This is a genomic window from unidentified bacterial endosymbiont (assembly GCF_918797525.1).
In the GTDB taxonomy this organism is placed as follows: Bacteria; Pseudomonadota; Gammaproteobacteria; order Enterobacterales; family Enterobacteriaceae; genus Enterobacter.
This window is the reverse complement of the sequence record NZ_OU963893.1, coordinates 3,339,584-3,359,962: the sequence shown is the minus strand read 5'-3', so window position 1 is coordinate 3,359,962 and position 20,379 is coordinate 3,339,584. Positions and strand designations below refer to the sequence as shown.

Sequence of the window (20,379 nt, the reverse complement as noted above, 5' to 3'; positions counted from 1 at the left end):
ATTTAAACTCCTGATTGGCGATAATGGACGTCGCTAACGGCACGCAGACGTTCTGCCGCCTGTTCCGCCGTCAGGTCACGCTGGGTTTCAGCCAGCATTTCGTATCCCACCATAAATTTACGCACCGTCGCAGAACGCAGCAGCGGCGGATAGAAATGGGCATGCAACTGCCAGTGTGGGTTCTCTTCACTGTTAAACGGTGCGCCGTGCCAGCCCATCGAGTAGGGGAAAGAGCACTGGAAAAGGTTATCGTAACGGCTGGTCAGTTTTTTTAACGCCAGCGCAAGATCGTCGCGCTGCGCGTCGCTAAGCTCGGTAATACGCGGCACATGCGCTTTTGGCAGCAGCAGCGTTTCAAACGGCCAGGCTGCCCAGTACGGCACCACGGCCAGCCAGTGCTCGGTTTCAACGATCGTACGGCTGCCATCGGCCAGCTCACGGCGGGCGTAATCCACCAGCATCGGCGAGCCGTTTTGCGCAAAGTAGGCTTTTTGCAGGCGGTCTTCACGCTCGGCTTCGTTTGGCAGGAAGCTGTTCGCCCAGATCTGCCCGTGCGGATGCGGGTTGGAGCAACCCATAGCCGCGCCTTTATTTTCAAACACCTGCACCCACGGGTATGTTTGGCCCAGCTCTGCGGTTTGCGCTTGCCAGGTACTGACCACCTCTTTCAGCGCATCAACGCTCAGCTCCGGCAGCGTTTTGCTGTGATCGGGAGAGAAGCAGATAACACGGCTGGTGCCGCGGGCGCTTTCACAGCGCATCAGCGGATCATCGCTTTGCGGCGCATCCGGCGTGTCGGTCATCAGGGCGGCAAAATCGTTGGTGAAAACGTAGGTGCCTTTATAGTCCGGGTTGGTATCACCCGTGACGCGGGTGTTACCCGGACACAGAAAACAGTCCGGGTCATGCTGTGGAAGGGTCTGCTTCGCAGGCGTCTCTTGCGCCCCCTGCCAGGGGCGCCTGGCGCGGTGCGGTGAGACCAGAATCCATTGTCCGCTTAAGGGGTTAAAACGACGATGCGGATGCTCGACGGGATTAAAGTGTGTCATGATGGATCCTTAGTCCGGATAACCTTGTGGATGGCGTGACTGCCAGTGCCAGGTATCCTGTGCCATTTCATCAAGGGTGCGGGTGACACGCCAGTTAAGCTCTTTATCGGCTTTAGACGCATCGGCCCAGTAGGCCGGAAGATCGCCCTCACGACGTGGGGCGAAGTGATAGTTCACCGGCTTGCCGCAGGCTTTGCTAAAGGCGTTAACCACATCCAGCACGCTGCTGCCGACACCGGCGCCAAGGTTGTAAATATGCACGCCCGGTTTGTCTGCCAACTGCTGCATTGCCGCAACGTGGCCGTCGGCAAGATCCATCACATGGATGTAGTCACGCACGCCAGTGCCATCTTCGGTTGGATAGTCGTTACCAAAAATAGCCAGCGAGTCACGGCGACCTACCGCCACTTGGGCAATGTAAGGCATCAGATTATTAGGAATACCCTGCGGATCTTCACCCATATCGCCAGATGGATGGGCACCCACCGGGTTGAAGTAGCGCAGCAACGCGATACTCCACTCTGGCTGTGCTTTTTGCAGATCGGCCAGGATCTGTTCCACCATCAGCTTGCTCTTGCCGTATGGGCTTTGCGGCGTGCCGGTCGGGAAGCTTTCAACGTAAGGGATTTGGGGCTGATCGCCATAGACGGTTGCGGACGAACTGAAAATAACGTTTTTGACGTTCGCCGCCCGCATGGCGGAGATCAATCGCAGCGTACCGTTGACGTTATTGTCGTAGTACTCCAGCGGTTTTGCTACCGATTCACCGACTGCTTTGAGGCCCGCGAAGTGGATAACGGTCTCAATGGCGTGGTCGTGAAGGATGTCGGTCATCAACGCTTCATTGCGGATGTCGCCTTCCACGAACGTGGGCTGTTTGCCGGCAAGACGTTCAATCACCGGCAGTACGCTGCGCTTACTGTTGCACAGGTTGTCGAGAATAATGACATCATGACCGTTTTTCAGCAGTTGCACGCAGGTATGACTACCAATGTAACCGCTACCACCTGTTACCAGAACTCGCATATTTCGCTCCATTGGGCTTATGGTATGTATTAACCCTAGCATAACAGAGACGCAAAAAGTGTGACATGGGATAAATTAGTGGAATCGTTTACACTGATTTTCAGGCGTCCTTTATTACTGCCTGAGAGCATTCTAGATCAAAGAGATAGATATGTATTGCTGCAGGTTATCTGAAAAAGGAGGGCAGTGCCCTCCGTGCGCTAATCAATTTTGCTCAACAGGTAACGATAGTGCTCACCGTCGGGGATAAACTCAAGACGATGGGTGATGCATGACGGGGCATCTTCGGCATGGTGAGAAACAAACAATAGCTGTGTTTCACCTTCGCCAATCAAAATATCAACAAAACGGCGGACCAGCTGGCGGTTGAGGGGGTCCAGGCCCTGCAGCGGTTCATCCAGAATGAGAAGCGTCGGATGTTTCACCAGCGCGCGCGTAATCAGCGCCAGGCGCTGTTGTCCCCATGACAAACTGTGAAACGGCGCGTCGGCGATGCACTTATCCATCCCCAGAATATCCAGCCACCGCCGGGCCAGCTTGTGTTGTTTATCCGAAACCGCCTGATAAATGCCGATAGAGTCAAAATACCCGGACAGGATCACGTTGCGTACCGTGGTACTGACGCGGTAATCCAGATGCAGGCTGCTGCTGACATAGCCAATATGTTTTTTAATGTCCCAGATGGTTTCTCCGCTGCCGCGACGACGGCCAAACAGCGTGAGATCGTTACTGTATCCCTGGGAATGATCGCCGGTAATAAGGCTTAATAATGTGGATTTACCTGCGCCATTTGGGCCAACGATCTGCCAGTGTTCACCCGCCGCAACTGTCCAGTTAAGATGATTAAGCACCGGACGATCGTCATAAGATACCACGCCATCGCGTAATATAATGCGGGGTTCACGGGGGTCAAGCGCATGGTGTGCGGGGGGAACATCGGGTTCAGGCAGCGCAATGCCTTGCCGTTTTTCGCTATGCGCCAGTTGAGCAACGAGCGCGTGTTCGAGCAATGCGGATGTTGTACCGGTTTCGGTCAGGGTACAGTCCGCCAACACGCCTGCGTTCTGCACAAAATCCGGGATTTCATCAAAGCGGTTTAGCACCAGTACAATCGTGTATCCAGCCTGGTTGAGAGAGCCCAACAGAGCAGCAAGTTGAGCGCGGGACTGCACATCCAGCCCGTCGAAAGGCTCATCCAGGATCAGCAGTTCCGGCTCGCTCATCAGGGCCTGGCATAGCAGCGTCTTGCGCGTCTCGCCGGTAGAGAGGTATTTGAAACGTCGATCCAGAAGGGGGGTAATGCCAAACTGTTCCGCCAGTCGTTGGCAGCGAGCGGGATCGTTAACGTGGTCCTGGATAATCTCTGCCGTCGTGCGGCCCGTATCGTCTTCACCCGGGCTGAGCAAATCGGTGTTATTACGCTGCCACTCCTCACTGACCAGCTTTTGCAACTGTTCAAACGAGAGCCGCGTCAGACGCGTAAAGCCGCACTGGCGCTCGCCTTGTAGCAGGATAAGCTCTCCTGCCAGCGCGCGGGCGAGTGCGGATTTCCCGCTGCCGTTGGTTCCAACAAACGCCCAGCTTTCGCCCGCGCGTAATGTTAAATCAGGCAGCGTTAGGGTTCGGGTATCGCTAAGGCGAAACGTGCCTTGCGAAATGTGCAATGATGACATGACGTATCCCATTTTTTGCAGCAATGGATGTCAGGGATACGCACTGTCGACGTGCTTGTCAATGTGCTCAGCATAATGTGGCGATAATCACCCGGTCTGCGTTGAAATATGCGGTAACGACAGCACCTTCCTCTAATTCAACCGCCTCGACTGCCGGAATGGTCGCGCACAGCATTTGCCCGTCTGGCAGCGTCATCAGTACTTCGCACTGTTCTTCACCGCGTTCAATGTGGCTGATGACGCCGTGAAGCTGGTTATCTGCATCCTGAGCATGCTCGGGACGGGTGGCGATACTTACCCACGGGGCCTTTACTAACACCAGCACCTCTTTACCTTCGTCCAGCCCAAGCCGCAGCCCGCTCTGTGCCGTGATGGCCGCTTTCAGGCGAGTGCTGCCGTCGGCAAGCAGGATGTCGATATGCTGCTGTACCTGCGAGTTACCGCGTGCTGTCACGGTACCAAACCATTGATTACGCGCGCTGGTCTGTAACGAAAAGCGGGAGATGGCGGCTAACAGACTGTCCAGCGGAAGGTTGTCGTCGTCACTTAACACGTTAAACGCTTTTTGCTGGATGTGAGCCAGCAGGTCGTAAAGCTGGATCAGGCGTTGGCCATAGCGGGTAAGCACCGCTCCGCCGCCGCCTTTACCGCCCGTTGCTCGATCGACCAGCGTCTGCTCACTCAGGGTATTCATTTCGTTGATGGCATCCCACGCGCTTTTATAACTGATGCCCGCGTTTTTCGCCCCCTGGCTAATTGAACCGGTTTGTTCTATTTGTTTAAGCAGGGCGATACGTCGGGGATCGGCAAAAAGCTTCTGCTGAAGTCGTAATGTGAGGAGAATTTCGGCCTGCATAACGGTGTCCTGGCAAAAGAGATATTGTGACCCATATGGCCCAGTGCGCAAAGCACACCGCACAAAAGGGGATGTTTTTCTCACTTGAAAGGGTAGAATAAGCTGTTCACATTAACTGGAGAAAACCATGTTAGAGTTGTTGAAAAGTCTGGTATTCGCAGTAATCATGGTACCAGTAGTGATGGCTATCATCCTCGGTGCCATCTATGGCTTGGGTGAAGTGTTCAACGTCTTTTCGAACATCGGTCACCGAGACCAGCCTAAAAAGCAGCAATGATTCCCTACAAAACGCCCGGCTAGCCCGGGCGTTTTGCTCTCAAGTTAAACTCTTCCTCGCCGATATTATTCCTGACAGCAATATGCTTTACTCATCAATCAGTACGATTAATCGCTAGGATATCCCTGTATGTTTCGTTATATTTATTTTTATATAACGATCCCTAAGGAGTTACAGATGACACGTAGATGGGCACGCCTGTTCGCAGGGGCAACATTAACGCTTTCACTCACCGGACACGCGCTGGCTGGTGAAGGCAAAATCACGGTCTTTGCGGCAGCATCTCTGACCAATGCGATGCAGGATATTGCTGCGGAATACAAAAAAGAGCACAACGTCGAGGTCGTCTCCTCGTTTGCGTCCTCTTCAACGCTGGCGCGCCAGATTGAAGCGGGCGCACCGGCCGATCTCTTTATTTCTGCCGATCAGAAGTGGATGGATTACGCGGTTGAGAAGCAATCGATAGAGGCATCAACCCGCGAAACGCTGCTGGGCAATAGCCTTGTTGTCGTTGCGCCAAAAAGCAGCGCCCAGGGTGCTATGACCATCAATAAAGAGACCAACTGGACGCGCCTGTTAAACGGTGGACGTCTGGCGGTGGGCGATCCTGACCACGTCCCGGCCGGAATTTACGCCAAAGAAGCGTTGCAGAAACTGGGCGCGTGGGAAACCTTATCGCCAAAACTGGCGCCGGCTGAAGATGTCCGCGGCGCTCTGGCGCTGGTGGAACGTAATGAAGCGCCGCTGGGTATTGTTTACGGCTCTGATGCCGTTGCCAGCAAGGGTGTCAAAGTGGTGGGGACCTTCCCGGAAGAGACCCATAAGAAAGTGGAATATCCTGTTGCGATGGTGAATGGACATAAAAATGCGACCGTCACGGCCTTCTATGACTATTTGAAGGGACCAGAAGCGTCGGCAATCTTTAAACGTTACGGATTCACGACTCACTAATGATATTGACCGATCCTGAATGGCAGGCCGTGCTGCTGAGCCTTAAAGTCTCTTCCCTGGCGGTTGCGCTGAGTTTGCCCTTTGGGATCTTCTTTGCCTGGTTATTGGTTCGCTGTAAGTTTCCGGGCAAAGCCCTTCTGGACAGCGTTCTTCATCTTCCTCTGGTTCTGCCGCCCGTGGTGGTCGGTTATCTGCTGTTAATAGCAATGGGTCGTCGTGGTTTTATCGGCTCATGGCTATACGATTGGTTCGGACTGACGTTTGCCTTCAGCTGGCGTGGTGCGGTACTGGCGGCCGCGGTGATGTCATTTCCGCTGATGGTGCGGGCAATCCGCCTGGCGCTGGAAGGCGTTGACATCAAGCTAGAACAGGCGGCCCGTACCCTGGGGGCCGGACGCTGGCGCGTCTTTTTCACCATTACGCTTCCCCTTACGCTGCCGGGTATTATCGTCGGCACTGTGCTGGCATTTGCCCGTTCGCTTGGTGAGTTCGGGGCGACCATCACCTTTGTGTCTAACATCCCTGGTGAGACGCGAACCCTTCCGTCGGCGATGTACACCCTTATTCAGACTCCGGGCGGTGAAAGTGCGGCGGCGCGGTTGTGCATCATCTCAATTGTGCTGGCGCTGGCCTCGCTGCTGGTGTCGGAATGGCTGGCGCGTATTTGCCGCGAGCGGATGGGGAAATAACTATGCTGGAACTTCATTTCACCCAGACGCTGGGAAACCACTGCCTGACGCTTAACGAAACGCTACCCGCTAGCGGCATAACCGCCATTTTTGGGGTGTCCGGGGCGGGTAAAACGTCGCTGATTAATGCTATTAGCGGTCTGACGCACCCGCAGTCAGGGCGAATTGTTTTAAATAACCGCGTGTTACATGACGTCGAAAACAAGATTTACCTGTCCCCAGAGAAACGCCGTATCGGTTACGTGTTTCAGGATGCAAGGCTGTTTCCGCACTACAGCGTGCGCGGAAATCTGCGCTACGGCATGGCGAAAAGTATGGCCGTACAATTCGATAAGCTGGTGGCGCTGTTGGGCATCGGGCCATTGCTGGACAGGCTGCCTTCCTCGCTCTCTGGTGGCGAGAAACAGCGTGTGGCGATAGGGCGTGCGCTGTTGACCGCACCGGAACTGCTATTACTCGACGAGCCGCTGGCGTCGCTTGATATTCCACGCAAGCGTGAATTGTTACCGTATCTGCAGCGTCTGGCGCGTGAAATCAATATTCCCATGCTGTACGTCAGCCACTCGCTGGACGAAATTCTGCATCTGGCAGATAAAGTGCTGGTGCTGGAGGCGGGCAAGGTGAAAGCGTTTGGCGCTCTGGAGGAGGTATGGGGCAGCAGCGTGATGCACCCCTGGCTGCCGAAGGAGCAGCAGAGCAGTATTCTGAAGGTCAGCGTGCTGGAACACCATCCGCATTACGCCATGACTGCGCTGGCGCTGGGTGATCAGCACCTGTGGGTTAATAAGATTGACAAGCCGCTGCAGTCTGCGCTGCGGATCCGCATTCAGGCGTCGGATGTTTCACTGGTACTTCATCCCCCGCTGCAAACCAGCATCCGAAATATACTGCGCGCCAAAGTGGCGGCGTGTTTTGATGATCACGGCCAGGTCGAAGTAAAGCTCGAGGTGGGCAGTAAAACGCTCTGGGCGCGCATTAGCCCGTGGGCCAGAGACGAGCTAGGGATAAAGCCTGGCCTGTGGCTCTATGCGCAAATCAAGAGCGTCTCGATCACCACCTGATTGCAGCAGTGGGGATAAATGTCCTGCGTGATACTGTCAGGGGGGCATTGACCCATCCTGAGACTCAACAACGTAAGCAAAACCCCTCTGTCAACAATCGCAATAAGATTCAACGTACCTTTGCTCTAAAGGCGAAATCCCCTTTAGTTACAGACATTCTGTTGTCGGAACTTGTTCAAAGTACTGGTTTACGACATCCGCTATTCCAGCTTCTGTATTGTTACCTATTACCAAATCAGCGCAGGCTTTGACTTCATCAACAGCGTTACCCATAGCAACACCCAGGCCAGCATGCTTCAACATACTTAGATCGTTGAAATTATCACCAAAGGCTATAACCTGGCTCATAGATAAACCTTGCGTCTGAACCCACTGTGCCAGGCGTTTACCCTTACTGTTTCCGGCTTGGGCTATATCTACCTGGTCATGCCAGGACCATTCACACGCAAGCCCAAGCTCACGTTCGACGATCTGAGCAAAGCGCTGTAGTTTTTCAGTATCAGAGCCGGTGAGGGCAAATTTCCAGATAGCATTAACATGCTGTGATGCTTCACGAAGAGAGGGAACTTGTTTGAAAATTGGCCGTTGGGATTCAGGGAGAGACTTAGCCCAATTCTCTGTACGGGTAATATGCCCCGAGGGTTCCTGATAAAACATGGCATCGTCGGCATACATCAGACTATGGACATTGTCACTATCAAGTAAGTTAACTAATTGTGTCGCTTGTTCTGGTCGTAACGGGTCTGAGGCAATGACCCTTTTTTCGGTGTAATCGTACAATAAAGCACCATTGCAACATATAGCGGGTGTATTAAGTCCTAATGCCTGATAAAAAGGATGAATGGCGACAAAGTGCCGACCGGTAACGATGACAACCTTCGCCCCAGCTTTACGCGCATTCTGAAGGGCAGATAATGATGCGGATAAAATAGTTTTTTCTGGCGTCAATAAAGTACCGTCGAGATCAAGGGCGATTACCTGATAGTCCATATAGTGATTCACCTGATTTAGGTAGAGCGTTTTTTCGATAGTACACCGGGAGGCGAATGCTTCAAACCACCCGTCGACAATTCAGCATTCATCGTTAAACGTTAACTATGTACATGTGCAGTGAGGAGTGAGTATTCATGAAACAAACCGTTTATACCGCCAGCCCTGAAAGCCAGCAGATCCACGTCTGGCGTTTAAATACCGAAGGTACACTCACGCTGGTTCAGGTAGTGGATGTGCCGGGACAGGTGCAGCCGATGGTCATCAGCCCGGATAAACGTTTTCTGTATGTTGGCGTTCGCCCGGAATTTCGCGTGCTGGCCTACCGCATCTCGCCGGATGACGGTGCGCTGACCTACACCGCAGCAGCGCCATTGCCGGGAAGCCCAACCCATATCTCGACCGATCGCAAAGGCGTCTTTATCTTCAGCGGCTCTTATAACGCAGGCTGTGTTAGCGTAATGCGTCTACAAGACGGTATTCCGGTTGAAACCGTGGATGTCGTCGAGGGTCTGGAAGGATGCCACTCTGCCAATATCTCGCCGGACAACCGCACGCTGTGGGTGCCCGCATTGAAGCAGGATCGTATCTGCCTGTTTACCCTGAGCGATGAGGGTCATTTGGTGGCGCAGACGCCTGCCGAGGTGACCACCGTAGAGGGGGCTGGCCCGCGTCATATGGTCTTCCATCCAAACCAGCAATATGCCTACGTGGTTAACGAGCTGAACAGTTCTGTCGACGTGTGGGAACTGAACGATCCTAACGGTAAGGTTGAGTGTGTGCAGACGCTGGATATGATGCCGTCTGATTTCTCCGACACCCGTTGGGCTGCGGATATTCACCTCACGCCGGATGGTCGTCACCTGTATGCCTGTGACCGCACCTCAAGCCTGATCACCATCTTTAGCGTCTCGGAAGACGGCAGTGTGCTGGCGATTGAAGGCTTCCAGCCGACAGAAACCCAGCCGCGTGGCTTTAATATCGATCACAGCGGTAAATACCTGATTGCGGCCGGGCAAAAATCCCACCACATTGCGCTGTACGAAATTCACGGCGAGCAGGGTCTGCTGGAAGAGAAAGGGCGTTATGCCGTAGGTCAGGGGCCAATGTGGGTGGTAGTTAACGCGCATTAAGTGGTTCAAAAAACCTCGCAAATGCGAGGTTTTTTATGCCCGATGGGCACATCGAAGAGAAACTACCGCAGTCATAATAATGGTGGCCGAAGGCACTGTGAACTATCTGTAAAGAAAGGACTCATCATCTGGTCAGTCACTCTACTTTAATTTCTGTTTTTATATTCCTCATTTCCCTTTAACTTTTTTATGCGGATTTTCCACAGGCAGGGTGGAAAAAGAGTCGCTCCCTTTGCCTTATTAAAGAGTAACCAGTCATATGATGAACGCTGTTCCTTGTTATTATTTCACCTACATTGATAAAGAGTATTATCAGGAGGGTTCATGCCTTTAAATATCAACGCATGTTTATGCCATTCAACCTCAAGCATTGATTCCTCCGTTGATACGTCATTCAACTCAACGCATTCAACGCAAGGTATTCATACATCAAGCGGATACGTCGCAACCCGTACGAACCTTAAACCCCCGGACATTAAGCCGCGAGTTTCGTGTTTGCATCCCAAATTAAGAATGAGCGCTAACGAATATTCCCGGTACAAAAAACTCATGGATTCATTGGGAGGATCGAAGAAAAAAGTTCACTTTGATGAGAGTGTGTTCAGGAATGAGAGCTCATCTCCTGGCACCTCTGATATTAAGACATCCTTAACCGCCAGCGTTAACGCTTTAGATGACGATGATACGGATCTCGTTCCATTTGAAGAGTTTGAGCAATGGCGTCTACAGCGATTACAATCTCAGGTAAGTACAACGCCGTCCGATTGGAATACTCACCCGGAAGGCAATCAAAACGCTGCATTTACGATAGAACAGACAATTCCATCCGATTACGATATTCCTCGAAAACAGGTAATTTCCACCGACTACGATATCCCAAAAAACAATCAGACGGTTTTTAAAACCGCTTAGAAGCGTATATTCAGCTTCCCGTAATCAGTCGCAGTAAAAGGGGGATTGACGCCCCCCCTTATACGCATCACTTACTGCTTCGGTTCAGCAACCACTCTGCTTCCCAGACCGCGGTTGTTGAATTCCCACATGCGGTTGAAGTTAGCATCGTTCAGGTTACGCAGCACGTTGCCTTTATCATCCACCGCACCGGTATTACCCGAGAACGGACGTTTGGAGATAGCGGCATCCGCCCACGGTTTTGCCGTATTAAAACCTTCGTTAATCACGCTATCGCGGATCACCACCTGGCCGTTGGTAGCAGAATCCACATCCAGAGCACGACCGAGCTGCGCCACGCCGTTACCGTATGCGTTGAAGCGGCTGTTAACGGCGAGGAAGCCGTAGAACAGGTTAGACTGGGTTGCCGGCGCAAACACATAGCCTTCCTGCTGAGTACGTGAGTTCACCACGCGGAATTCGGTATTATCGAACACCACCGCGCCACGTCCGGACACCAGGTCCACGTCACCTTCAACATAGCTGTTGGTGACCAGTGTACGTGTCAGGCGGTTATTTTGCAGGGTGTTCTGCACACCACTGTTGGTGACGAAGAAGGTATTCTGACGGCCCAAAATATTCACATTGTTGAGTTGCACTTTATCGCCATCGCTGCGCAGCGCTACGGCCTGATGGTTGCCCGCGTCAACGCTGTCCCCCACGGTGTTCTGAATGGTCAGGTTCTGCAGTTGCAGACCATTATTCTGAGACCACAATACTGCCGAGCACATCACGCCAGTGGTCGCGGTACGCTTGCTCTGACAGCTATCAAACATATACCAGGCAGGTTTACCCGGCATGTATTTACCCGCTGGATTCACCAGGTGACGCCAGGTGGTGCTATCGAGTTCGGAATCAATCGCCAGACCGATTTTCACGTCGATAGCTTTTTCGCCCAGACCATACAGCGTAATGCTGCCCGGTGCAGCCGGCACGTAAACGGTCCCTTCATATTCGCCCGGCAGAATGGCGATGAACTGACGAGAAGCGCTGTGTTTAGTGATTGCAGCATCTACCGCCGCCTGAATAGAAGTGTGAGTTACGCCCTTCGAGCCTGCCGGTCCAACCACAAAGTCAGGCTGCTTAGGCAGGTTAATAGAAGAAGGCGTCCAGGGTGCAGCGTTGGGATCCATCGCCGTGAAGTAACGCGCCTGGGTAAAGTTTTTCGCTTCATCAGCAGAGAGGATCGGGCGAGATGAAGTCCCCGGTGCCACCTGCTCAGAAGGTTGCTGATCCGGGGGGGTTGAGCTGCATGCGGACAACGTCACGCCAAATGCGAGTGCCAACCCCAGACGGGAAATCCTGGAAATGTTCAAGGTAAAGCTCCTGATAAGCAAGTCTTAAGGGTAGAGACGAAATAGCCTGCTTTTTTATACTAAGTTGAGCGAAACGGGAAGATAAAAAAGGGTAAAAGTTGCATTTTTGCCCCGACGCGCAGGGAAAATCATCACAAAAAAATAACATTTAACATCAGAATGGTTGACAGCATGCAGCAGATGAAAATAAATGTCTATACAACCCATGACAAGAGAAATGCCCATGCAACAGCTTCAATCTGACGATGTGATCTGGCGAAATGCACGCCTGGCAACAATGGTTGCTGACGATCCCACCCCGTATGGCCTGAAAGCGCAACACGCCATCGTGGTACGGGGTGATACCATTCTGGCGGTCATTGCAGAATCAGATATTCCTGCCGCGCATTGTCATTGTATCGATCTCGCGGGACGTCTGGTGACGCCTGGCCTTATCGACTGTCATACCCACCTTGTGTTTGGTGGCGATCGTGCCGCTGAGTGGGAGCAAAGGCTAAACGGGGTCTCTTATCAGACCCTCAGCGCGCAGGGCGGGGGTATTAATGCCAGCGTGGCGGCAACCCGCAACAGCTCGGCGGAAAGCTTGCTGGAACTGGCGCAACCGCGTCTTCAGCGCCTGATGAACGAAGGGGTAACCACCCTTGAAATCAAATCGGGATATGGGCTGAACGCAGAGGCTGAAGAGAAGATGTTGTGGGTCGTACGTCAATTAGGTCTTAACAATCCGATAGATATCAGCCCAACGCTATTAGCGGCTCATGCCGTTCCGGCGGAGTATCGGGACGATCCAGACGGCTATATCAGGCTGGTGTGTGAGCAGATCATGCCCGAACTGTGGCGAAAAGCGTTGTTCGAAGCCGTGGATGTCTTTTGTGAACATGTCGGCTTTACACTGGCGCAAAGCGAACGCGTCTTTCAGGCCGCGACTGCGCTGGGTATTCCTGTAAAAGGACATGTGGAGCAGCTTTCACATCTGGGCGGGGCTGCGCTGGTCAGCCGCTATAACGGTCTCTCGGCCGATCACATTGAATATCTCGACAACGCCGGGATCCAGGCGATGGTTCAAAGCGATACGGTCGCCGTGCTGTTGCCCGGCGCTTTCTATTTTCTACAGGAGCGGCAGCGCCCTCCGGTTGAGCAACTCCGCCAAAGCGGCGTCCCAATGGCCGTCGCCACCGACTATAACCCCGGCACCAGCCCGTTTGCCAGCCTTCACCTGGCGATGAACATGGCCTGCGTACAGTTTGGCCTGACGCCGGAAGAGGCCTGGGCTGGCGTGACGCGACATGCAGCGCAGGCGCTGGGTCGTGGCGCGACGCATGGACAACTCAAGGCCGGGTTTGTCGCTGATTTTATCGTCTGGGATGCACAATATCCGGTGGAAATGGTCTACGAACCGGGGCGTAATCCACTGTATCAACGTGTTTTCCGGGGGAAGCGGGTATGAAGCTGTGGCGGCCCGTTGCAGAAACGGTCTGGCAAGGGCGCGACGACAGCGCCGAAGCCGGCAATGCGCAACGTATTTTCCAGACCCTGCGTCAGCAAAAACAGTTCATCCCCATGCCATCAGGCATCGCGTTGATCGGTTTTGAATGTGATGAAGGGGTAAAGCGCAACCACGGCAGGCCCGGCGCCGCGCAGGCTCCTGACGTGCTGCGCCGGGCGCTGGCGAATATGGCCAGCCATCCGGGACATGAACGGCTTATCGATATGGGCTCTGTTTATGCCGAGGGCGACGACCTGGAGGCCGCCCAGCAGGCCTTAAGCGATGCGGTGGTAACGTGTCAGCAGTCAGGCATGCGCACACTGGTGTTTGGCGGCGGCCACGAAACCGCCTGGGCGCACGGTCGCGGTGTGCTGGATGCCTTCCCCCACGAGCGCGTGATGGTCATCAACCTTGATGCGCACTTTGACCTGCGTAAAGCCGACCGTGCGACCTCCGGCACTCCGTTTCGCCAGCTCGCGCACCACTGCACTGAAAATGCGCGTGAATTTCACTACGCCTGTCTGGGGGTAAGCCGTGCGGCGAACACGCAGGCGCTCTGGGACGAAGCTACGCGGCTCAACGTCACGCTGGTAGAAGATCTGTACTTTCGCCGGGAGGCATTAACTTCCCTGGAGAAAGTGCTGGCGCAGGCCGATCGCCTCTATCTCACTATTGACCTGGATGTCTTGCCGGCAGGCGAAATGCCTGCCGTCTCTGCCCCTGCGGCGTTAGGTATTCCGGCGCTGGATCTGCTCCCGGTTATTGAGCGGATCTGCCGCAGCGGCAAGCTGCAGGCAGCCGATCTGGTCGAGTTTAATCCACATTACGATCGGGATGGACAAGGGGCGAAGCTTGCCGCCCGTCTGGCCTGGCAAATTGCTCACTGGTGGGCATAACACTGTTGAAGGAGCCATGATGTTTTCACGCTTACCCGAGCCTCAATCCAGCCCGCCCGCCCCTTTTTATGAAAAGGTGAAGCAGGCGATCAGCGAAAAAATTGCGGCCGGCGTCTGGCGGGCGCACGACCGTATTCCGTCAGAGGCCGAGCTGGTGGCGCAGTTTGGCTTTAGCCGAATGACCATCAACCGGGCGTTACGCGAGCTGACCGACGAAGGGCTTCTGGTGCGCCTGCAGGGGGTAGGGACCTTTGTCGCGGAACCCAAGGGACAGTCGGCACTGTTTGAAATTCGCAGCATCGCCGATGAAATTGCGGCGCGAAACCATCGACACCGCTGCGAAGTACTGGTGCTCGAAGAGACGCAGGCGAGTACGGAGCAGGCCGTGGCGCTTAACGTACAAGAGGGCGCCCGTATTTACCATTCGGTGATGGTGCATTTTGAGAGCGATGTTCCCGTGCAGATTGAAGACCGCTGCGTGAACGCGATTAGCGTGCCGGATTACCTGGATCAGGATTACACCCAGACCACGCCACATGCCTGGCTCTCGCTCGTCGCACCGCTGACGGAAGGGGAGCACATCGTTGAAGCGGTTCGCGCTACGCCGCGGGAGTGCGAGATTCTGCGCATTAAAGAGCACGATCCGTGCCTGCTTATTCGTCGCCGGACCTGGTCGGCATCGCAAATTGTATCGCATGCAACGCTGCTGTTTCCGGGCGATCGTTACCGGCTGCAGGGCCACTTTATGTCATAAATTTTAAAAGCGTGATAGCTAACGCAATATTACAAAATTGTATATTTTCTGTTAAATTCAATCTTGTGTGTGCTTGTCTATACAAGTATATCTTAATGCATCATCCGTCCCGTATGAGGAGCACACAATGACGTCAGGTAAATTTCGCCAGCAGGATATTCGCGCCCCGCGCGGCACTACGCTTACCGCCAAAAGCTGGCTTACGGAAGCACCGTTGCGCATGTTGATGAATAACCTTGATCCCGAGGTGGCGGAAAACCCCCATGAGCTGGTGGTTTACGGCGGCATTGGACGCGCCGCGCGCAACTGGGAATGCTATGACGCCATTATCGAATCCCTGATTACTCTGGAACATAACGAAACGCTGCTGGTGCAATCCGGCAAACCGGTCGGCGTATTCAAAACCCATGAACACGCGCCGCGCGTGCTGATTGCCAACTCGAACCTGGTGCCGCACTGGGCAACGTGGGCGCACTTCAACGAGCTGGATGCCAAAGGGCTGGCGATGTACGGCCAGATGACGGCGGGGAGCTGGATCTACATCGGTAGCCAGGGAATTGTGCAGGGCACCTATGAAACCTTCGTCGAAGCGGGGCGTCAGCACTATAACGGCTCCCTGAAAGGGCGCTGGGTGCTCACCGCCGGTCTGGGCGGAATGGGCGGCGCGCAGCCGCTGGCCGCGACCCTTGCCGGCGCCTGTTCGCTCAACATTGAATGCCAGCAGAGCCGCATCGATTTCCGTCTGCGTACCCGCTATGTGGACGAACAGGCTGCCGACCTGGATGATGCCCTGGCGCGGATCGCTCACTACGCTGGCGAAGGCAAAGCGGTGTCCATTGCCCTGTGCGGCAATGCGGCGGAAATCCTCCCCGAGCTGGTCGCCCGTGGCGTGCGCCCGGATCTCGTCACCGACCAGACCAGCGCCCATGATCCGCTGCACGGTTATCTGCCAAAAGGCTGGACGTGGGAAGACTACCAGCAACACGCCGAAACTGACCCGCAGGGCACGGTACTCGCCGCTAAACGGTCCATGGCCGATCACGTGAGCGCCATGCTGGCGTTTAGTCAGAGGGGCATTCCGACCTTCGATTACGGCAACAATATCCGCCAGATGGCGAAAGAGATGGGCGTCAGCAACGCCTTTGACTTCCCCGGCTTTGTGCCTGCCTATATTCGCCCTCTGTTCTGTCGCGGTATTGGACCCTTCCGCTGGGTGGCCTTGTCCGGTGATCCGCAGGACATCTACAAAACCGACGCCAAAGTCAAAGAGATTGTCGCGGACGATGAACACCTGCACCGCTGGCTGGAGATGGCGCGTGAGCGTATCAATTTCCAGGGCTTACCAGCGCGTATCTGCTGGGTAGGGCTGGAGTGGCGGCAAAAACTCGGCCTCGCCTTTAACGAAATGGTACGCAGTGGTGACGTCTCCGCGCCGATTGTGATTGGCCGTGACCACCTGGACTCAGGCTCGGTTGCCAGCCCGAATCGCGAAACCGAAGCCATGCGCGACGGCTCCGATGCCGTCTCCGACTGGCCGTTGCTGAACGCCCTGTTAAATACCGCCAGCGGCGCGACCTGGGTGTCACTGCACCACGGTGGCGGCGTGGGAATGGGCTTCTCCCAGCACGCGGGAATGGTCATCGTCTGTGATGGAACCGATGACGCCGCCGCACGTATTGCGCGCGTGCTGCACAACGATCCGGCAACGGGGGTGATGCGCCACGCCGATGCCGGTTATGAGATAGCGATTGAATGTGCCAAAGAGCAGGGACTCAACCTGCCGATGATCCCTGCCACACAAGGAAAGCCATAATGAACGCCTTAACACTCTCTCCCGGCTCCCTGACGCTTACACAACTGCGTAGCGTCTGGCGTCACCCGGTCACCCTGTCGCTTGATGAAAGTGCGCACGCGGCCATCAACGACAGTGTGGCCTGCGTCGAGGCGATGGTGGCCGAGGGGCGAACGGCCTACGGCATCAACACCGGTTTTGGCCTGCTGGCGCAGACGCGCATCGCGACGCACGATCTGGAAAATCTGCAGCGTTCGCTGGTGCTGTCGCACGCGGCGGGCGTCGGTCAGCCGCTGGATGATGAGATAGTCCGTCTGATGATGGTGCTCAAAATCAACAGCCTGGCGCGCGGTTTCTCGGGGATTCGTCTGCGCGTTATCCAGGCGCTGATGGCGCTGGTCAATGCGCAAGTCTGTCCGTGGATCCCGACAAAAGGCTCTGTCGGCGCATCAGGCGATTTGGCTCCGCTGGCGCACATGTCGCTGCTGCTGCTGGGCGAAGGACAGGCGCGCTGGCAGGGCGAATGGCTATCGGCAAAAGAGGCGCTGAAAAAAGCCGGGCTGGCACCCATCACGCTGGCGGCGAAAGAGGGCCTGGCGCTGCTTAACGGAACGCAGGCCTCTACCGCCTTTGCGCTGCGTGGCCTGTTTGAGGCCGAAGATCTGTTTGCGTCAGCGGTGGTGTGTGGTGCATTGACGACCGAGGCCGTGCTGGGTTCACGTCGTCCGTTTGACCCACGTATTCACGCGGTGCGCGGTCAGCGTGGGCAGATAGACGCGGCCGCCCTGTATCGCCATTTACTTACCGGGAGCAGCGAGATTGCTGAGTCTCACCATAACTGCGACAAAGTGCAGGACCCCTACTCGCTGCGCTGTCAGCCGCAGGTGATGGGCGCCTGTTTGACGCAGTTGCGTCAGGCGGCAGAGGTGTTACTGACAGAAGCCAACGCGGTGTCTGATAACCCGCTGGTATTTGCTCAGGAAAATGAGGTGGTTTCTGGCGGTAATTTCCACGCTGAGCCGGTGGCGATGGCGGCAGATAATATTGCGCTGGCAATTGCTGAGGTGGGCGCGCTGTCTGAGCGACGTATCGCGCTGATGATGGATAAACATATGTCCCAGTTGCCGCCGTTCCTGGTGCGCAACGGTGGGGTGAACTCGGGCTTTATGATTGCTCAGGTCACGGCGGCGGCGCTGGCGAGCGAGAACAAAGCGCTCTCTCATCCCCACAGCGTGGACAGTCTGCCAACGTCAGCAAACCAGGAAGATCATGTTTCCATGGCGCCGGCTGCCGGGCGTCGTCTGTGGGAAATGGCTGCGAATACCCGCGGCGTGTTGGCGGTGGAATGGCTGGCTGCCAGTCAGGGCATAGACTTACGTGAAGGGCTAAAATCTAGCCCGCTGCTGGAGCAGGCGCGTCAGGTGCTGCGCGAGCAGGTTTCGCATTACGATGATGACCGCTTCTTTGCGCCGGATATTGCTCAGGCGATGGCGCTGCTTGAGGAAGGACGGCTGGTAGGGCTATTACCGGCAATTCTGTGATTATCCCTCACTCCGGGCCTCCGGAGTGAGGGAAATGTGTTGACGTTATCAACAATACATCGCGGTAATCGTCGCACTTCCCAGGGAATGGAAGTGCACGTTAAATCCCACCATCGCGCCGCTCGCACCTTCATCTACCTCAATCTTATCTACATCCAGCGCATGCACCGTGAAGATATAGCGGTGGGTTTCCCCTTTAGGCGGTGCCGCGCCGCCGTAGCCCGCTTTGCCGAAATCGGTACGGGTCTGGATGGCGCCCTCCGGCAGGGCGACAAGGCTCGAACCTGAACCCTGCGGCAATACGCGCGTATCCGCAGGCAGGTTAGCCACTATCCAGTGCCACCAGCCAGAGCCGGTTGGTGCATCCGGGTCATAGCAGGTGACGACAAAGCTCTTTGTTCCGGCGGGAACATCATCCCATGCCAGATGCGGAGAGAGGTTATCCCCCTGATAGCCCATGGCGTTGAAAACGTGACGCTCTGGCAATTTTTCACCGTCGCGCAGATCTTTACTGATGATTTTCATACGATTTACCCTCGCTAATCACTGCTTTTTTAGAAGTGTAACGTATTGGGTTAAATCGTGAAATGTGCCGGAATATGAACGGCTTCAACTACCGCACGGGTTAAGGTGCGCAATTGCGTCTGCGTGATTAGGTACGGCGGCATCAGATAGATAAGCTTACCGAAGGGGCGGACCCATACGCCCTGTTCAACGAAAAAGCGTTGCAGGGCCGCCATGTTCACCGGATGCGTTGTCTCAATGACGCCAATAGCGCCGAGCACACGCACGTCCGTCACGAATTCGGCCCCACAAGCCTCGTCCAGTTCATTCTTCAGTTGCGCTTCAATCGTTGCGACCTGCGCCTGCCATTCGCCGCTTTCCAGGATTGCGAGGCTTTCGCTTGCTACCGCACAGGCCAGCGGATTGCCCATAAACGTCGGACCATGCATAAAGCAGCCTGCGTCGCCGTCGCTGATAGTATCCGCAACGTGGCGGGTGGTGAGGGTGGCGGAAAGGGTCATGGTGCCGCCAGTCAGCGCTTTGCCAAGACACAAAATGTCCGGCGCGATCCCCGCGTGTTCACAGGCGAACAGCTTGCCCGTACGGCCGAAGCCGGTGGCGATTTCATCGGCAATCAGCAGAATCCCTTCGCGGTCACACATCTTGCGAATGCGCTTCAGCCAATGTGGATGATACATGCGCATCCCGCCTGCGCCCTGAACAATCGGCTCAAGAATAACGGCAGCAATTTCATGGCGATGTGCCGCCATCAGCCGCGCAAAGCCGACCATGTCCATTTCATTCCATTCGCCGTCGAAACGGCTTTGAGGCGCCGGAGCAAACAGATTTTCCGGCAAATACCCTTTCCACAAGCTGTGCATTGAGTTATCGGGATCGCACACTGACATGGCGCCAAACGTATCGCCGTGGTAGCCGTTACGGAAGGTGAGGAATCGCTGACGGATTTCTCCCCTTGCATGCCAGTATTGCAGCGCCATTTTCATCGCCACTTCAACGGCCACGGAGCCGGAGTCGGCAAGGAATACGCACTCCAGCGCGTCGGGCGTCATCGCGACCAGACGACGGCACAGATCAACCGCAGGCGGATGGGTGATGCCGCCAAACATGACGTGCGACATCCGATCAATTTGCGTTTTCATGGCAGCATTTAAACGCGGATGGTTATAGCCGTGAATGGCTGCCCACCAGGAGGACATCCCGTCAATAAGCTGTTCGCCGCTGGCAAGCTGGAGCGTACAACCGTGCGCAGAGGCTACTGGATAGACCGGTAAGGGGTGGGTCGTGGAGGTGTAAGGGTGCCAGATATGCTGCTTGTCGAAGGCGAGATCGTCCTGGGTCATAATCGACTTGTAAACCATTTTGAAAACATTTAGGTTTACAAGTATAAACCGAACTGACGATTAACAAAACCCT

19 protein-coding genes are annotated in these 20,379 nt (G+C 55.1%); 11 read left to right on the top strand and 8 right to left on the bottom strand.

Translation table 11 applies throughout. The features are described 5' to 3' along the window. Positions 1 to 2: 2 nt before the first annotated feature. The 4 genes from galT to modE all read right to left on the bottom strand — a co-directional run bounded on the left by galT (position 3) and on the right by modE (position 4,604). Positions 3 to 1,049 carry a galactose-1-phosphate uridylyltransferase gene (galT, locus tag NL510_RS15965; protein WP_253378094.1) on the bottom strand — a complete coding sequence of 349 codons (1,047 nt, stop codon included), beginning with the start codon at positions 1,047 to 1,049 and terminating at the stop codon, positions 3 to 5. A 9-nt stretch (positions 1,050 to 1,058) separates the two neighbouring features. Continuing rightward, entirely contained in the window at positions 1,059 to 2,075 is a 1,017-nt protein-coding gene (gene galE, locus NL510_RS15960) for a UDP-glucose 4-epimerase GalE (RefSeq protein WP_253378093.1), read from the bottom strand. Between the two features lie 200 nt (positions 2,076 to 2,275). Further along, entirely contained in the window at positions 2,276 to 3,748 is a 1,473-nt protein-coding gene (modF, locus tag NL510_RS15955; protein WP_253378092.1) for a molybdate ABC transporter ATP-binding protein ModF, read from the bottom strand. A gap of 67 nt (positions 3,749 to 3,815) precedes the next feature. Further along, on the bottom strand, positions 3,816 to 4,604 hold the full coding sequence (modE, locus tag NL510_RS15950) for a molybdenum-dependent transcriptional regulator (protein WP_253378091.1): 789 nt from the start codon (positions 4,602 to 4,604) through the stop codon (positions 3,816 to 3,818). A gap of 127 nt (positions 4,605 to 4,731) precedes the next feature. On the opposite strand from modE, the gene NL510_RS15945 reads away from it, so the two are divergent. From NL510_RS15945 to modC, 4 genes are all read left to right on the top strand, one after another. Next, on the top strand, positions 4,732 to 4,881 hold the full coding sequence (locus tag NL510_RS15945) for an AcrZ family multidrug efflux pump-associated protein (RefSeq protein ID WP_042321036.1): 150 nt from the start codon (positions 4,732 to 4,734) through the stop codon (positions 4,879 to 4,881). A 177-nt stretch (positions 4,882 to 5,058) separates the two neighbouring features. Beyond that, positions 5,059 to 5,832 carry a molybdate ABC transporter substrate-binding protein gene (modA, locus tag NL510_RS15940; protein ID WP_253378090.1) on the top strand — a complete coding sequence of 258 codons (774 nt, stop codon included), beginning with the start codon at positions 5,059 to 5,061 and terminating at the stop codon, positions 5,830 to 5,832. Beyond that, the gene (modB, locus tag NL510_RS15935; protein ID WP_253378089.1) at positions 5,832 to 6,521 is read left to right on the top strand and encodes a molybdate ABC transporter permease subunit; all 690 of its coding nucleotides are present in this window, start codon (positions 5,832 to 5,834) and stop codon (positions 6,519 to 6,521) included. The genes modA and modB overlap by 1 nt, the downstream gene beginning before the upstream one ends. A gap of 2 nt (positions 6,522 to 6,523) precedes the next feature. Beyond that, positions 6,524 to 7,582, top strand: a complete 1,059-nt coding sequence (gene modC / locus NL510_RS15930) for a molybdenum ABC transporter ATP-binding protein ModC (protein ID WP_253378088.1) — start codon at positions 6,524 to 6,526, stop codon at positions 7,580 to 7,582. A 147-nt stretch (positions 7,583 to 7,729) separates the two neighbouring features. Here the strand turns inward: modC and NL510_RS15925 are convergent, their stop codons facing one another. Continuing rightward, positions 7,730 to 8,572, bottom strand: coding sequence for a pyridoxal phosphatase (locus tag NL510_RS15925; protein ID WP_253378087.1), 843 nt, complete (start codon positions 8,570 to 8,572; stop codon positions 7,730 to 7,732). Positions 8,573 to 8,709: 137 nt separating this feature from the next. Here NL510_RS15925 and pgl point away from each other — a divergent pair, with 137 nt between their 5' ends. Together pgl and NL510_RS15915 are read left to right on the top strand one after the other, a co-directional pair. After that, positions 8,710 to 9,705 carry a 6-phosphogluconolactonase gene (pgl, locus tag NL510_RS15920; protein ID WP_253378086.1) on the top strand — a complete coding sequence of 332 codons (996 nt, stop codon included), beginning with the start codon at positions 8,710 to 8,712 and terminating at the stop codon, positions 9,703 to 9,705. 324 nt (positions 9,706 to 10,029) lie between these two features. Then, entirely contained in the window at positions 10,030 to 10,617 is a 588-nt protein-coding gene (locus NL510_RS15915; RefSeq protein WP_253378085.1) for a hypothetical protein, read from the top strand. A 71-nt stretch (positions 10,618 to 10,688) separates the two neighbouring features. On the opposite strand, the gene NL510_RS15910 is transcribed toward NL510_RS15915, so the two are convergent. After that, positions 10,689 to 11,972, bottom strand: coding sequence for a putative acyl-CoA thioester hydrolase (locus tag NL510_RS15910; RefSeq protein WP_253378084.1), 1,284 nt, complete (start codon positions 11,970 to 11,972; stop codon positions 10,689 to 10,691). A 223-nt stretch (positions 11,973 to 12,195) separates the two neighbouring features. Between NL510_RS15910 and hutI the strand changes: the two genes are divergently transcribed. The 5 genes from hutI (at position 12,196) to hutH (ending at position 18,441) form a co-directional block, all read left to right on the top strand. After that, entirely contained in the window at positions 12,196 to 13,419 is a 1,224-nt protein-coding gene (gene hutI / locus NL510_RS15905; protein ID WP_253378083.1) for an imidazolonepropionase, read from the top strand. Then, the gene (hutG, locus tag NL510_RS15900; protein ID WP_253378082.1) at positions 13,416 to 14,354 is read left to right on the top strand and encodes a formimidoylglutamase; all 939 of its coding nucleotides are present in this window, start codon (positions 13,416 to 13,418) and stop codon (positions 14,352 to 14,354) included. Before hutI ends, hutG begins: the two co-directional genes overlap by 4 nt. Positions 14,355 to 14,373: 19 nt before the next feature. Beyond that, positions 14,374 to 15,108 (top strand): histidine utilization repressor, encoded by a 735-nt coding sequence (locus tag NL510_RS15895; protein ID WP_253384955.1) that lies wholly within the window; start codon positions 14,374 to 14,376, stop codon positions 15,106 to 15,108. A 127-nt stretch (positions 15,109 to 15,235) separates the two neighbouring features. Beyond that, the gene (hutU, locus tag NL510_RS15890) at positions 15,236 to 16,921 is read left to right on the top strand and encodes a urocanate hydratase (protein ID WP_253378081.1); all 1,686 of its coding nucleotides are present in this window, start codon (positions 15,236 to 15,238) and stop codon (positions 16,919 to 16,921) included. Continuing rightward, positions 16,921 to 18,441 (top strand): histidine ammonia-lyase, encoded by a 1,521-nt coding sequence (gene hutH, locus NL510_RS15885; protein WP_253378080.1) that lies wholly within the window; start codon positions 16,921 to 16,923, stop codon positions 18,439 to 18,441. Before hutU ends, hutH begins: the two co-directional genes overlap by 1 nt. A 48-nt stretch (positions 18,442 to 18,489) precedes the next feature. Here the strand turns inward: hutH and NL510_RS15880 are convergent, their stop codons facing one another. Both NL510_RS15880 and bioA read right to left on the bottom strand, forming a co-directional pair. Continuing rightward, positions 18,490 to 18,966: a kinase inhibitor gene (locus tag NL510_RS15880; RefSeq protein WP_253378079.1), complete on the bottom strand. Its 477-nt coding sequence runs from the start codon at positions 18,964 to 18,966 to the stop codon at positions 18,490 to 18,492. Positions 18,967 to 19,016: 50 nt separating this feature from the next. Next, the gene (bioA, locus tag NL510_RS15875; protein WP_436299140.1) at positions 19,017 to 20,306 is read right to left on the bottom strand and encodes an adenosylmethionine--8-amino-7-oxononanoate transaminase; all 1,290 of its coding nucleotides are present in this window, start codon (positions 20,304 to 20,306) and stop codon (positions 19,017 to 19,019) included. Positions 20,307 to 20,379: the final 73 nt, after the last annotated feature.

Excerpts from the sequence above, each read along its gene's own strand:
- galT (WP_253378094.1), bottom strand. The coding sequence starts at position 1,049 with ATGACACACTTTAATCCCGTCGAGCATCCGCATCGTCGTTTTAACCCC.
- galE (WP_253378093.1), bottom strand. The coding sequence starts at position 2,075 with ATGCGAGTTCTGGTAACAGGTGGTAGCGGTTACATTGGTAGTCATACC.
- modF (WP_253378092.1), bottom strand. The coding sequence starts at position 3,748 with ATGTCATCATTGCACATTTCGCAAGGCACGTTTCGCCTTAGCGATACC.
- modE (WP_253378091.1), bottom strand. The coding sequence starts at position 4,604 with ATGCAGGCCGAAATTCTCCTCACATTACGACTTCAGCAGAAGCTTTTT.
- NL510_RS15945 (WP_042321036.1), top strand. The coding sequence starts at position 4,732 with ATGTTAGAGTTGTTGAAAAGTCTGGTATTCGCAGTAATCATGGTACCA.
- modA (WP_253378090.1), top strand. The coding sequence starts at position 5,059 with ATGACACGTAGATGGGCACGCCTGTTCGCAGGGGCAACATTAACGCTT.
- modB (WP_253378089.1), top strand. The coding sequence starts at position 5,832 with ATGATATTGACCGATCCTGAATGGCAGGCCGTGCTGCTGAGCCTTAAA.
- modC (WP_253378088.1), top strand. The coding sequence starts at position 6,524 with ATGCTGGAACTTCATTTCACCCAGACGCTGGGAAACCACTGCCTGACG.
- NL510_RS15925 (WP_253378087.1), bottom strand. The coding sequence starts at position 8,572 with ATGGACTATCAGGTAATCGCCCTTGATCTCGACGGTACTTTATTGACG.
- pgl (WP_253378086.1), top strand. The coding sequence starts at position 8,710 with ATGAAACAAACCGTTTATACCGCCAGCCCTGAAAGCCAGCAGATCCAC.
- NL510_RS15915 (WP_253378085.1), top strand. The coding sequence starts at position 10,030 with ATGCCTTTAAATATCAACGCATGTTTATGCCATTCAACCTCAAGCATT.
- hutI (WP_253378083.1), top strand. The coding sequence starts at position 12,196 with ATGCAACAGCTTCAATCTGACGATGTGATCTGGCGAAATGCACGCCTG.
- hutG (WP_253378082.1), top strand. The coding sequence starts at position 13,416 with ATGAAGCTGTGGCGGCCCGTTGCAGAAACGGTCTGGCAAGGGCGCGAC.
- NL510_RS15895 (WP_253384955.1), top strand. The coding sequence starts at position 14,374 with ATGTTTTCACGCTTACCCGAGCCTCAATCCAGCCCGCCCGCCCCTTTT.
- hutU (WP_253378081.1), top strand. The coding sequence starts at position 15,236 with ATGACGTCAGGTAAATTTCGCCAGCAGGATATTCGCGCCCCGCGCGGC.
- hutH (WP_253378080.1), top strand. The coding sequence starts at position 16,921 with ATGAACGCCTTAACACTCTCTCCCGGCTCCCTGACGCTTACACAACTG.
- NL510_RS15880 (WP_253378079.1), bottom strand. The coding sequence starts at position 18,966 with ATGAAAATCATCAGTAAAGATCTGCGCGACGGTGAAAAATTGCCAGAG.
- bioA (WP_436299140.1), bottom strand. The coding sequence starts at position 20,306 with ATGACCCAGGACGATCTCGCCTTCGACAAGCAGCATATCTGGCACCCT.